Raw genomic sequence first — 12,254 nt, 5'->3', positions numbered from 1 at the left:
CTTCCGGGGAGCGCCGTGCGCGGGCACTCTGGTGGGAGTGAGGAGCCCGTTCCGTACCCCCACAAGGCGGTGACAGGCGCATGGCGGCAGCCGCGGCCACGTACGAGGACCGGTTCGACGCCGGGAGGAGCTGTCTCGATCTGCTCGCGACCGCGCACCCCGTGGAACACCTCGACGGCCCTGACGCGCTGCGGGCCTGGCTCGTCCACACCGGGCTCGTCCCCGCGGGCACCCCACTGGCCGCAGTCGGCCCCGACTGCGTCGCCGCCTTCCGTGAACTGCGCGCCGACATAGGGGCGTTGCTCCGCCCCGAACCGGCCGCCGCCGCGCTCGCCCGGGTCAACGAACGCGCCGCCGCCGCCCCGCCCGCCCCGCGCGCCGTCCGCACCGGCACCGGTGACCTGATACGCGCCCTGCACCCGGACCCGGAGGGAGCGGCGCTGCTCGCGGCGCTCGCGCGGGACGCGGTCGACCTCCTCACCGACCCGGCGGCGCGCGCCCGCGTACGCCGCTGCGAGGGCGACAACTGCCCGTTGATCTACCTCGACACCTCACGCGGCCGGCGCCGCCGCTGGTGCTCCAGCGAGCTGTGCGGCAACCGCGAACGAGTGGCACGGCACCGCCGCCGCAGCCTCGCCAAGTCCCTCTGACCACGGGCGCCGCGCATCTCACGGGGGACGCCCTGTGGAGGTCGGCAGGTAACTTCGCGTACGGTTGACGGCTGCCCAGTAACGAAGAAGGGGAACTCGGTGGCCGACGTCAACGGAGTCCTGCCGTCAGGCACACGAGACCGCGAGATCGGCGCCGAACAGGCCCATCTCGACCAGGTCTACCGGCGCCTCGAGGAGAAGATCCACGAGGCGGAGTTCCTCATGAACGACGCGGCCAAGCGCGGCCAGGTCGGCACACCCGGCGCGCTCGCCGAGCGGGACGCGCAGGTGTACCGCGCGGGCGTGCATCTCAACCGCCTCAACAACGAGTTCGAGGACTTCCTCTTCGGCCGTATCGACCTGCTGCTCGGCAAGGACGGCAAGAAGGGCCCGGACGGCGCGTACACGTCGGTCGACGCGGCGGACGACGCCGTGCGCCCCGACAACACGGCCGAGATCGCGGAGACGCTGCACATCGGCCGGATCGGCGTACTCGACGCGGACTACGCACCGCTGGTCATCGACTGGCGGGCCCCCGCCGCCGCGCCGTTCTACCGCTCCACCCCGGTCGACCCGGGCCGGGTCGTCCGCCGCCGCGTGATCCGCTCCAAGGGCCGCAAGGTGCTCGGCGTCGAGGACGACCTGATGCGCCCCGAGCTGACCGCGTACCTGGACGGCGAGCAGCTCCCGGTGCTCGGCGACGGCGCCCTGATGGCGGCGCTCGGCCAGGCCCGCTCGCACACGATGCGGGACATCGTGGCGTCCATCCAGGCCGAACAGGACCTGGTCATCCGGGCCCCCGCCGCCTCGGTGACGTACGTGGAGGGCGGCCCCGGCACCGGCAAGACGGCCGTCGCCCTGCACCGCGCCGCGTACCTGCTCTACCAGGACCGCAGGCGGTACGCGGGCGGCATCCTGATCGTCTCCCCGACACCACTCCTGGTCGCGTACACGGAGGGCGTCCTGCCGTCCCTCGGCGAGGAGGGCCAGGTCGCGATCCGCGCGGTCGGTTCGCTCGTCGACGGCGCGGAGGCCTCGCTGTACGACGAACCGGCGGTGGCCCGCGTCAAGGGTTCGTCCCGGATGCTGAAGGTGCTGCGCAAGGCGGCCCGCGGCGTACTGGAGAGCCCCGAGGCGCCCACCCGGCTGCGGGTCGTGGCCTTCGGCCGCCGCATCGAGCTGGGCGCCGACGAGCTCGACCGGATCCGGCACAACACCCTCGGCGGCACCGCCCCGGTGAACCTGCTGCGCCCGCGCGCCCGCAAGCTGCTCCTCGACGCCCTGTGGTCCCGCTCCGGCGCGGCCGGCCGGCACGCCGACCCGGAGCTCGCCGCCGAACTGCGGTCCTCCTTCGACGAGGACGTGCGCTCCGAGGACGAGTTCGTGGCGTTCCTCGACGCCTGGTGGCCGGAGATCACGCCCCGTCAGGTGCTCACGGCGATGGCCGAGGAGAAGCGCCTCGGCCGGTTCGCGCGCCGGGTCCTGAACCCGGGGGAGACCCGCCGGGTGGCCCGTTCGCTGCGCCGCGACGGCCTGACCGTGCACGATGTGGCGCTCCTCGACGAGCTGCAGACGCTGCTCGGCACTCCGGCCCGCCCGAAGAAGAAGCGCGAGTTGGACCCGCTGGACCAACTCACCGGCCTGGACGAGCTGATGCCGCAGCGCGAGGAGACCCAGCGCGAGCGCGCCGAGCGCCTCGCCCAGGAGCGGGTGGAGTACGCGCACGTCATCGTCGACGAGGCGCAGGACCTGACGCCCATGCAGTGGCGGATGGTGGGCCGCCGCGGCCGGCACGCGACCTGGACGGTGGTCGGCGACCCCGCGCAGTCCTCCTGGTCGGACCCGGACGAGGCGGCCGCGGCCCGCGACGAGGCGCTCGGCAGCAGGCCGCGGCGCCGCTTCGAACTGACCGTCAACTACCGCAATCCGTCCGAGATCGCGGACCTCGCGGCGAAGGTGCTCGCCCTTGCCATGCCGGGCAGCGAGTCCCCGAAGGCGGTCCGTTCGACCGGCGTCGAGCCGCGCTTCGCGGTGCTCCGCGACGGCGGCCTGGCCGCCTCGGTGCGGGCGGAGGCGGCGGAGCTCCTGGAGCGGGTCGACGGCACGGTGGGCGTGGTGGTCGCGATGCGCCGCCGCGCGGAGGCGGCGCGCTGGCTCGCGGACCTCGGCGACCGGGTGGTGGCCCTCGGCAGCCTGGAGGCGAAGGGCCTGGAGTACGACGCGACGGTGGTGGTCTCCCCGGCCGAGATCGCCGACGAGTCACCGGCGGGACTGCGGGTCCTGTACGTGGCGTTGACCCGTGCGACGCAGCAGCTCACGGTCGTCTCGGGCGAACGTGACGAGCCGGACGCGGCGGGCGTACCGGACCTTCTGCGGGACTGAAAGTCCCACCCCGCGCGGGAATTGCCTTCCCGGGATCCTTTGTTACCTTGGACGTGACACCGGCCCGATCCAAGCCCCCGGGCCCAACCTTCGTCGCTACGAGCGACCACTTGCCGCGAGGCGAGCATGGCGGGTCGGTGTCATCCAAGCCACACCAGAGGCCCGCGTCACCATCGGTGTCGCGGGCCTTTTTGTCGTTACCTCCAGGGTTCTTCCAGCGTTCAAGGAAAGTCTTCCAACGATCCGACAGTTCTCGTATGGTGGAAGATGTTTTCCGAAACCATTCGGTGAGCGTCCGACCTCTCCTCGGCAGCGGTGAGAACACAACGTTCTCAATCCGGGGCGGCTACCGCGTACCCAGCGGTAGGTGCGACGATCGGATGACGCAAGCGACATACAGGTGAAAGAGGAAGTCGGCATGGCTACGGCGCCCAGCGTCTCCTACTCGATGACGGTCAGGCTCGAGGTGCCTGCGAGCGGTACGGCCGTATCGCAGCTCACCACGGCCGTCGAGTCCCACGGAGGCTCGGTGACCGGCCTCGACGTGACGGCTTCCGGCCACGAGAAGCTCCGTATCGACGTCACGATCGCCGCGACCTCCACGGCTCACGCCGACGAGATCGTCGAGCAGCTCCGCACCATCGAGGGCGTGACGCTCGGGAAGGTCTCCGACCGTACGTTCCTGATGCACCTCGGCGGCAAGATCGAGATGCAGTCCAAGCACCCCATTCGCAACCGTGACGACCTCTCCATGGTCTACACGCCGGGCGTCGCCCGGGTCTGCATGGCCATCGCGGAGAACCCCGAGGACGCCCGCAGGCTGACCATCAAGCGCAACACCGTCGCGGTCGTCACCGACGGCTCCGCGGTGCTCGGCCTCGGCAACATCGGCCCGATGGCCGCCATGCCGGTCATGGAGGGCAAGGCGGCCCTCTTCAAGCGCTTCGCCGACATCGACGCCTGGCCGATCTGCCTGGACACCCAGGACACCGACGCCATCGTCGAGATCGTCAAGGCGATCGCCCCCGGCTTCGCGGGCATCAACCTGGAGGACATCTCCGCGCCGCGCTGCTTCGAGATCGAGGCCCGCCTGCGCGAGGCCCTCGACATCCCGGTCTTCCACGACGACCAGCACGGCACTGCCATCGTCGTACTCGCCGCCCTGACCAACGCGCTGCGCGTGGTGGGCAAGAACATCGGCGACGTACGCGTCGTCATGTCCGGTGCGGGCGCGGCCGGTACGGCCATCCTGAAGCTGCTCATCGCGGCCGGCGTCAAGCATGCCGTCGTGGCCGACATCCACGGCGTGGTGCACGCCCAGCGCGACGACCTCAAGGACGCGGCGGTGGACTCCCCGCTGCGCTGGATCGCGGACAACACCAACCCGGAGGGCGTCACCGGCACCCTCAAGGAGGCCGTGGTCGGCGCCGACGTGTTCATCGGTGTCTCGGCGCCCAACGTGCTCGGCGGCGACGATGTCGCGGCCATGGCGGACGACTCGATCGTCTTCGCGCTCGCGAACCCGGACCCGGAGGTCGACCCCTCGATCGCCCGTCGCACGGCGGGCGTCGTGGCCACCGGCCGCTCCGACTTCCCGAACCAGATCAACAACGTCCTGGTGTTCCCGGGCGTCTTCCGCGGCCTGCTCGACGCCCAGTCGCGCACCGTGAACACCGAGATGATGCTGGCCGCCGCCAGCGCCCTCGCGGACGTCGTCACCGAGGACGAGCTGAACCCGAACTACATCATCCCCAGCGTCTTCAACGACAAGGTCGCGGGCGCGGTCGCCGGAGCGGTGCGCAACGCCGCGAAGGCCGCGGGTGCCGGGGCGCCCACCGTCTGATGTGACGGTTCCCACGGCAGGTCCGGCGGCGCGTCGTGGAACGGGTGCCGCCGCCCTGCCCTCTAGGGTTGCGGACGGCGCGCCCTGAAATCCTGGGGGTCCGACGCCCGGAGCTGGACGGACCGTCGCCGACTTCGTCACCATTTCGACGATGTGGCGCTTTTCGTGTGACTCCGAAGGGTGCCGGATTGGCTTTCCCGCCATTTTTAGGGGCAGGATGCGTCTCTAGGCGGGAGGGTCCGACTTACGGACCCGGGTCCGGGGACCCACGAAGGACCCTGGCAGCATCGGCTTCGCTGAGCTGAACACGCGGCCCAGCCGCGTGGCACGCCTCAACGGCAAGAAGAACACGGGAGTACAAAAATGAACCGCAGTGAGCTGGTGGCCGCGCTGGCCGACCGCGCCGAGGTGACCCGCAAGGACGCCGACGCCGTGCTGGCCGCGTTCGCCGAGACGGTCGGCGAGATCGTCGCCAAGGGCGACGAGAAGGTCACCATCCCCGGCTTCCTGACCTTCGAGCGCACCCACCGTGCCGCTCGCACCGCCCGCAACCCGCAGACCGGCGAGCCGATCGACATCCCCGCCGGTTACAGCGTGAAGGTTTCGGCCGGTTCGAAGCTGAAGGAAGCGGCGAAGGGCAAGTAAGCCTTACGTCTTTGAGGGCGGTACCCGGGAAGCCCCGGGTACCGCCCTCTTTGCTTGCCGCGGGCCGACTAGAACTCGACCTCTTCGAGGCTCCGCACCAGCGTCGTACGAGGGCCCGGCTCTATGCCCGGCACCGAAGGGACCGCGAGGAGGCGGCAGCCCGCCGCGAGGGCGGCCGCCGCGCCCGTCGGGGTGTCCTCCACCGCCAGGCAGTCCTTCGGGGCCACGCCGAGCGTGGCGGCGGCCGTGAGGTACGGGTCGGGGTGCGGCTTGCCGCGGTCGGACTCGCCCGAGGTGACCGAGGTGTCGAAGCGGTGCCGCCCCAGGGTGTCGAGGACCAGGTCCGCCACGTGCCGCTCCGAGGCCGTCACGAGCGCCGTGGGGATGCCGAGCGTCCGGGCCCGGTCGAGCAGCCGCAGCGCGCCCGGCTGTACGGTCACGCCCGCCGCGACCCGGGCGGTGAAGGCCCGGTCCAGGATCTCGGCGCTCTCGGCGGCCGTCAGGGGCGTCAGACCGTGCCGTACGAGATGGTCCGCGGCGTCGGCCACCGCCGCGCCCGCGAACGGGGCGAGGGTCGGGCCGCCCGTCGGGGAGCCCTGCGCCCGCAGGAACTCCGCGACCGCGTCGAGCCAGGCGTGCTCGGTGTCGACGAGGGTGCCGTCCATGTCGCAGAGCAGGGCGGCGGGGCGGGCGAGAGCGATCGTCGCGGTGGGCGTCGGCGCCGGTTCCATGGCGGGAGTCCTCAAGGTGAAGTGCGGGTGGGCGCGGTGCGGGCCAGGGGGTTGGCCTGCACCGAGTTGCGGACGGTGAAGACCACCGTGCCGGGGCGGTAACGGTCGTCGGAGGTCTCCACCGGGCGGCCCTCCGTGGTGGTCGTGGTGCGGCGCACCCGGAGCAGTGGGGAGCCGCGGCGCACGGCCAGCTCCCGGGCGTCGACGGTGCCGGCGGCGACCGCGTCGAGGTGGTGCTCGCCGTGCGACATGACCAGGCCCACCGCCTCGTACAGGCTCTGGGTCACCGACTCGCAGTCGTCCGGCAGGCGTTCGACGGCCTCGGCGGTCCAGCCCGCGTACACGGTGCGTTCCAGGAGTACGGGTTCGCCGTCCAGGGTGCGGATCCGCAGGATGTGCAACACCTCGTCGCCGGGGGTGAGTTGGAGCTGTGCCGCCTCGGCCTCGGTGGCGGGGGCGCGGTGCGAGGAGAGGACCCGGCCGCCCGGGGTGCGGCCGCCGGACCTGGCCCACTGGGCGAAGCTGCGCAGTTCGGTGAAGCTCTGGCTGGGGGTGGCGGCGAGGACCACGCGCCGGGCGCCCTGCCGTGATCCGATCAGGCCCTCCGCCTGGAGCGTGCCGAAGGCCTGGCGGAGCGTGCCGCGGGAGACGCCGTGGGTGGCGGCGAGTTCGGACTCCGAGGGCAGCGCGGCGCCCACCGGGTAGCCGCCGTCGGCGATGGCGCGACGCAGCTCATCGGCGATTTCCTCGTGCCGTCGGGTCACTTCTCTCCTAGTGGGACCGTGCTTGCGGAGGTCACGATCATGTCATCCGGACCCCGGCCGCGCATCCCCCGGCTGTGCGCAGATGTGCACAGTGTGAGCGAGCGGGACTCTGCTTATATCCGCTGGTCAGGAGCGTAAACACTTCTCTTCATAACGCTTTTGACCTGCGGTTTTTCTCCACCGAAAGCTTTACCGGGCGGTCACTCGGCGGTTATCTTCATCCGGCTTACTGACGATGGCTTGTCCAGACAGGTGGCATGCCGAAGACCCAGGAGTATCCATCGTGAAGGCATATCGTCCCCGTGGTTCGAGGCGTGCCGCGACCATCGCCGTCTGCGCCGTCAGTGCACTCGCCGCCCTGGCCACCGGCTGTGGCGCCGCGCCGACCGCGGACGCGCAGAACAGCAAGGCGGGCAAGGCCGGTTCGGCCGCCGACCTCGGCGGCATGGACAAGCTGGTCGCCGCGGCCAAGAAGGAGGGCGAGCTGAACGTCTACGCCCTCGCGCCCGACTGGGCGAACTACGGCGAGATGATCGAGGCCTTCGAGAAGAAGTACGGGATTCAGGTCAACAACGAGAATCCCGGCGGCAGCAGCCAGCAGGCCCTCAACGCCGCCGCCAAGCGCAAGGGCCAGCCGCGCGCCGTCGACGCCCTCGACCTCGGCACCGCCTACATGCAGGACGCCAAGGCCAAGCAGCTCCTCACCCCGTACAAGGTGGCGGGCTGGGACGGGATAGCCGGCGGGCAGAAGCAGGCCGACGGGTCCTTCGCGGACAACTACGGCGGCTACATCTCCATCGGCTGTGACGCCGCAGCCGTGAAGACGTGCCCCGAGACGTTCAAGGAACTGCTCAAGCCGGAGTACAAGAACAAGGTCGCGCTCAACGGCAACCCGACCGAGTCCAGCTCCGCGCTCTCCGCCGTCTTCGCCGCGTCCCTCGCCAACGGCGGCTCGCTCGGCGACGTACAGGCCGGCCTCGACTTCTTCAAGGAGCTGAAGCAGAAGGGCAATTACGTGCCCGCCGAGTCGACGCTCGCCACCATCCAGAAGGGCGAGACGCCCATCTCGATCGACTGGGACTACCTGAACCTCGGCTACGGCGACAAGCTCAAGCCCAAGGGCGTCGACTGGCAGGTGAACGTCCCCGAGGACGGGCAGTACTCGCTCTACTACAACCAGGGCGTCAACAAGTACGCCCCGCACCCCGCCGCCGCCCGCCTCTGGCTGGAGTTCGTCTACAGCGACGAGGGCCAGAACATCTGGCTGAAGGGCTACTCGCGGCCCGCGCTCCTCGACAAGCTGGAGAAGGACGGCACCGTCGACAAGGTCGCCTCCGCCAAGCTCCCCGAGGTCACCGGCACCCCGAAGTCCGCCAGCCCCGAGCAGGAGGCCGCGGCCAAGGAGAAGGTCGTCCAGGGCTGGGGCAAGGCGGTCGGGTGACCATGGCGGAACAGGTTCTGCAGAAGGCGGCGGCCGAGGCACCGGCCGCCGCCCCGCCGGCGCGGAAACCCGCGCGTCGCCGCCGCCGGGCCCCCTGGCTCGCCGTCGTCCCGTTCTTCGCGTTCCTCGCCGTCGGCTTCGGGCTGCCCGCCGGGACCATGGCGTACGGCGCGTTCACCGCGACCGACCCGGCGACCGGCGCCACCCGGTTCACCACCGAGAACGTCACCGGCGCACTCTCCGGGGTGTACGCCGACGGCCTCGCCGGAAGCGTTCAACTCTCCCTGGTCACCGCCCTGTTGGCGACCCTCGTCGGCGCCGTGGTCGCCCAGGCCCTTGTCGCGTCGGAGCGGCCCGCGCTGCGCAAGGCCGTGGTGGCCGCCTGCGGTGTGTTCGCCAACTTCTCCGGCGCACCCCTGGCCTTCGCGTTCATCGCCACCCTCGGCACCACCGGCACCCTGACCCGGATGCTGTCCCTGGAGTCCACCGGCTTCAGCGTCTACACCTTCACCGGGCTCGTCCTCGCGTACCTCTACTTCATGGTGCCGCTGATGGTCGTCACCGTGCTCCCCGCCTTCGACGGGCTGCGCGGCCAGTGGCGGGAGGCGGCCGCGTCCTGCGGGGCCACCCGCGGCCAGTTCTGGCGGCACATCGGCATCCCGGTGCTCACGCCCTCGCTGCTCGGCGGCGCGGTGCTGATGTTCGGCACCGCCTTCGCCTCGCACGCCACCGCGGCCGTACTCGTCGGCGGATCCGTGCAGTTGATCACCATTCAGATCGCCAACGCCCTCAACGGCAACGTGCTCGCCGGGCAGGAGAACCTGGCGCTCGCGATGAGCCTCAACATGGTCCTGGTCGCGCTGCTCGTCATGGCCGTACAGATCCCGCTGCAGCGCAGGAGTGCCCGATGGCTCGGATGACGTCGCGCGGCCCCGTACTGGGCATCGCCGCGCTCTACTTCCTGGTGCCCGTCGCGGCCTCGCTGTGGTTCACCATCGACAGCGCCGACGGCATCAGCTTCGACGTGTACAGCAAGGGACTCGGCTCGGAAGGCCTCACCACGAGTCTGCTGAGGTCCGTCTCCGTCGGCCTCGTCACCGTGCTGCTCGGGCTGCTCCTCATGGTGCCGACCACGGTCGCCGTCGCCCTGCGCCTGCCGAAGCTGCGCCGGGTCGTCGAGATCCTCTGCATGATGCCGCTCGTCGTCCCGCCGATCGCCCTGGTCGCCGGTGTCGCCACGGTCCTCTCCTGGCAGCAGGACCTCGCCGCTACCCCGCTGTACGGCACCTTCCAGGCCCTGATCGACCGCGACTTCCCGCTGATCCTGGTGATCGTCTACACGGTGATGTCGCTGCCGTTCCTGTACCGCTCCCTCGACGCGGGCCTGCGCGCCGTCGACCTGCGCACCCTCGTCGAGGCAGCCCGCAGCCTCGGCGCGTCCCGCACCCAGACGCTGCTCCAGGTGATCGCGCCCAACCTGCGCCAGGCCGTCACCGGCGGCGCCGTGCTCAGCCTCGCCATGGTGCTCGGCGAGTACTCGGTCGCCTCCGTACTCGGCTTCGAGCCCTTCGCCGTATGGATGGTGAACGTCGGCGACAGCGAGGCCCAACTCTCCGTCGCCGCCGCGATGTTGAGCCTGCTGTTCACCTGGGGGCTGCTGCTTCTGCTCACGGCTCTGGCCGGTGGCCGTACCCGCTCCCGCAAGCAAAGGAAGACCGCATGACCGTCCCCGTGCAACTCAAGCGCCTGCGCCGGGAGTTCGGCCCCACCGTGGCCCTTGACGGCCTCGACCTGGACATCGCGCCCGGTGAACTCGTCGCCCTGCTCGGCCCGTCCGGCTGCGGCAAGACGACCGCTCTGCGCATCATCGCGGGCTTCGAGTCGGCCGACAGCGGCGAGCTGCTGATGGACGGCCAGGACATCACGTCCGTGCCCGCCCACCGCCGCGACATCGGCATGGTCTTCCAGTCGTACTCCCTCTTCCCGAACATGACGGCCGCCGAGAACGTCGCGTACGGACTTCGGGTACGGGGCGTCTCCTCCGGTGAACGGGCCTCGCGGGCCGCGGAGTTGCTGGACCTCGTCGGCCTGCCGGGGCGCGGCGGGCACTACCCGCACCAGCTCTCCGGCGGCCAGCAGCAGCGCGTCGCGCTGGCCCGCGCGCTCGCGATCCGGCCGCGCGTGCTGCTCCTCGACGAGCCGCTCTCCGCCCTCGACGCCAAGGTGCGGCTCACGCTGCGCGAGGAGATCCGCCGAATCCAGCTGGAGCTCGGCATCACCACGGTCTTCGTCACGCACGACCAGGAGGAGGCCCTGTCCATGGCCGACCGGGTCGCCGTGATGAAGGACGGCCGCCTCGAACAGTGCGCGGCCCCCGCCGAGTTGTACGACCGCCCGGCCACGCCCTTCGTCGCGGAGTTCGTCGGCACGATGAACCGGGTGCCGGGGGTCGTACGGGACGGGGGCGTCGTCGAGCTGTTCGGGCGCCGCCTTCCGGTGCACGGGGAGTCCGCCTTCGGCGCCGGTACGGAGGTCGACGTCCTGCTCCGCCCCGAGGGCATGGCCGTCGGGGACGAGGGCGAGCCCGCGACCGTACGCGTGGCGACCTTCCTCGGCGCGACCACCCGGCTGCACGTCACCACCGACGCCGGGGTCCCGCTCAAGGCCGACCTGCCCAGCTGGGAGGCGGCCGAGCTGACCCCGGGAGCACGCTGCACGATCACCCCGCACGACAACCCTGTGCTCGTCGCCGAGCGCACTGTCCACAAGGAGTGACCCACCTCGTGACTGTCACACGGCGCATCACCCTGGCCCTGGCGGCGACCGCCGTCGCCGCGGCCGTCACCACCGCGACGGCCCTGGCCGGGCCGGCCGAGGAGAGAGCGAAGCCGAAGGCCGCCGGCGAACTGCGCGTCCTGTCGATGAACCTCTGGCACGGCGGCGCGCAGGTCGACGACGGACTGACCAAGCAGCTCGCCGTCATCGAGAAGCACCGCCCCGACGTCGTCGGCTTCCAGGAGACCTCCGGCCACGCCGCCAAGGACCTTGCGGCGAAGCTCGGTTGGGAGCACTGGCAGTCCAGCGGCAGCCTCGGCATCATCAGCCGCTTCCCGATCACCTCGAAGGCGGAGACGATCAGCGGCGGGGCGGGCGCGGGCGTCCGCATCCGCGTCGACGAGTCGACCGGCCAGGAGATCGAGCTGTGGACGGCCCACCTCGGCTACACGCCGTACGGGCCCTACGACGCCTGCTTCGACCAGATGCCGGTCGACCAGATCATGAAGCGCGAGGCGGAGTCGGGGCGTACGGGCCAGGCGACCGAGCTGGCCGCCGCGCTCAAGTCCAAGATCGCGAACGCGGACGAGACGCCGGTCCTGGTCGTCGGCGACTTCAACTCGCCCTCGCACCTGGACTGGACGGACGCCAACCAGCACTGCGGATACGGGAAGGTGGACTGGCCCGCGACGAAGATCGTGGCGGAAGCGGGGCTGAAGGACTCGTACCGGGAGGTGCATCCGGATCCCGCGTCGGATCCGGCCACGACGTGGTCGCCGGTGTATCCGAAGCACGACGGTTCCACGGGGGAGCCCGAGCCCCAGGACCGGATCGACTTCGTCCATTACGCGGGCGGGAAGCTGTCGGTGCGGGATTCTTCGGTGATCGTGGAGGGCTCGCCCTCGCCGTACCCCGATCACGCGGGGAACGCGTGGCCTACGGATCATGCGGCGGTGCTGACGACGTTCGGGCTGGGCTAGTCCCCAGTCCCGCCCCTTCCCGAACTGGGGCTCCGCCCCAGAC

Annotated in this window: 11 protein-coding genes; 9 read left to right on the top strand and 2 right to left on the bottom strand. The window is 71.1% G+C overall.

What is annotated here, in order from left to right; translation table 11 throughout:
- The first annotated feature begins 80 nt into the window (after window positions 1–80).
- The 4 genes from GUY60_RS24945 (at window position 81) to GUY60_RS24930 (ending at window position 5,520) form a co-directional block, all read left to right on the top strand.
- A complete protein-coding gene (locus tag GUY60_RS24945) occupies window positions 81–650 on the top strand; it encodes a CGNR zinc finger domain-containing protein (protein WP_161701585.1) in 570 nt (189 codons plus the stop codon).
- A gap of 99 nt (window positions 651–749) precedes the next feature.
- Window positions 750–3,032: a HelD family protein gene (locus GUY60_RS24940; RefSeq protein WP_161701583.1), complete on the top strand. Its 2,283-nt coding sequence runs from the start codon at window positions 750–752 to the stop codon at window positions 3,030–3,032.
- A gap of 418 nt (window positions 3,033–3,450) precedes the next feature.
- A complete protein-coding gene (locus tag GUY60_RS24935; RefSeq protein ID WP_161701581.1) occupies window positions 3,451–4,875 on the top strand; it encodes an NAD-dependent malic enzyme in 1,425 nt (474 codons plus the stop codon).
- 363 nt (window positions 4,876–5,238) lie between these two features.
- On the top strand, window positions 5,239–5,520 hold the full coding sequence (locus tag GUY60_RS24930; protein ID WP_161701580.1) for an HU family DNA-binding protein: 282 nt from the start codon (window positions 5,239–5,241) through the stop codon (window positions 5,518–5,520).
- 68 nt (window positions 5,521–5,588) lie between these two features.
- Here the strand turns inward: GUY60_RS24930 and GUY60_RS24925 are convergent, their stop codons facing one another.
- Both GUY60_RS24925 and GUY60_RS24920 read right to left on the bottom strand, forming a co-directional pair.
- Window positions 5,589–6,251, bottom strand: a complete 663-nt coding sequence (locus GUY60_RS24925) for an HAD family hydrolase (RefSeq protein WP_161701578.1) — start codon at window positions 6,249–6,251, stop codon at window positions 5,589–5,591.
- 11 nt (window positions 6,252–6,262) lie between these two features.
- Window positions 6,263–7,015, bottom strand: coding sequence for a GntR family transcriptional regulator (locus GUY60_RS24920; RefSeq protein WP_161701576.1), 753 nt, complete (start codon window positions 7,013–7,015; stop codon window positions 6,263–6,265).
- 283 nt (window positions 7,016–7,298) lie between these two features.
- Between GUY60_RS24920 and GUY60_RS24915 the strand changes: the two genes are divergently transcribed.
- Genes GUY60_RS24915 through GUY60_RS24895 form a run of 5 tightly spaced genes read left to right on the top strand, consistent with a single transcriptional unit; the run spans window position 7,299 to window position 12,211 of the window.
- Complete coding sequence (locus GUY60_RS24915) at window positions 7,299–8,456, top strand: extracellular solute-binding protein (RefSeq protein WP_312866413.1); 1,158 nt, start codon at window positions 7,299–7,301, stop codon at window positions 8,454–8,456.
- Between the two features lie 2 nt (window positions 8,457–8,458).
- On the top strand, window positions 8,459–9,376 hold the full coding sequence (locus GUY60_RS24910) for an ABC transporter permease (protein WP_246235598.1): 918 nt from the start codon (window positions 8,459–8,461) through the stop codon (window positions 9,374–9,376).
- Window positions 9,364–10,179 (top strand): ABC transporter permease subunit, encoded by an 816-nt coding sequence (locus GUY60_RS24905; protein ID WP_161701572.1) that lies wholly within the window; start codon window positions 9,364–9,366, stop codon window positions 10,177–10,179. The genes GUY60_RS24910 and GUY60_RS24905 overlap by 13 nt, the downstream gene beginning before the upstream one ends.
- Window positions 10,176–11,231, top strand: a complete 1,056-nt coding sequence (locus GUY60_RS24900) for an ABC transporter ATP-binding protein (protein ID WP_161701570.1) — start codon at window positions 10,176–10,178, stop codon at window positions 11,229–11,231. Before GUY60_RS24905 ends, GUY60_RS24900 begins: the two co-directional genes overlap by 4 nt.
- 8 nt (window positions 11,232–11,239) lie before the next feature.
- Window positions 11,240–12,211, top strand: a complete 972-nt coding sequence (locus GUY60_RS24895; RefSeq protein WP_161701568.1) for an endonuclease/exonuclease/phosphatase family protein — start codon at window positions 11,240–11,242, stop codon at window positions 12,209–12,211.
- Window positions 12,212–12,254 lie beyond the last annotated feature (43 nt).

The organism is Streptomyces boluensis, assembly GCF_009908195.1.
GTDB classification, from domain to species: Bacteria; Actinomycetota; Actinomycetes; order Streptomycetales; family Streptomycetaceae; genus Streptomyces; species Streptomyces boluensis.
Note: the sequence above shows the minus strand (reverse complement) of the source record. Positions and strands in the feature narration are given on the sequence as shown.

Bases quoted from the DNA above. Each gene is read 5' to 3' on its own strand.
- GUY60_RS24945 (WP_161701585.1), top strand. From the start codon at position 81: ATGGCGGCAGCCGCGGCCACGTACGAGGACCGGTTCGACGCCGGGAGG.
- GUY60_RS24935 (WP_161701581.1), top strand. From the start codon at position 3,451: ATGGCTACGGCGCCCAGCGTCTCCTACTCGATGACGGTCAGGCTCGAG.
- GUY60_RS24930 (WP_161701580.1), top strand. From the start codon at position 5,239: ATGAACCGCAGTGAGCTGGTGGCCGCGCTGGCCGACCGCGCCGAGGTG.
- GUY60_RS24925 (WP_161701578.1), bottom strand. From the start codon at position 6,251: ATGGAACCGGCGCCGACGCCCACCGCGACGATCGCTCTCGCCCGCCCC.
- GUY60_RS24910 (WP_246235598.1), top strand. From the start codon at position 8,459: ATGGCGGAACAGGTTCTGCAGAAGGCGGCGGCCGAGGCACCGGCCGCC.
- GUY60_RS24905 (WP_161701572.1), top strand. From the start codon at position 9,364: ATGGCTCGGATGACGTCGCGCGGCCCCGTACTGGGCATCGCCGCGCTC.
- GUY60_RS24900 (WP_161701570.1), top strand. From the start codon at position 10,176: ATGACCGTCCCCGTGCAACTCAAGCGCCTGCGCCGGGAGTTCGGCCCC.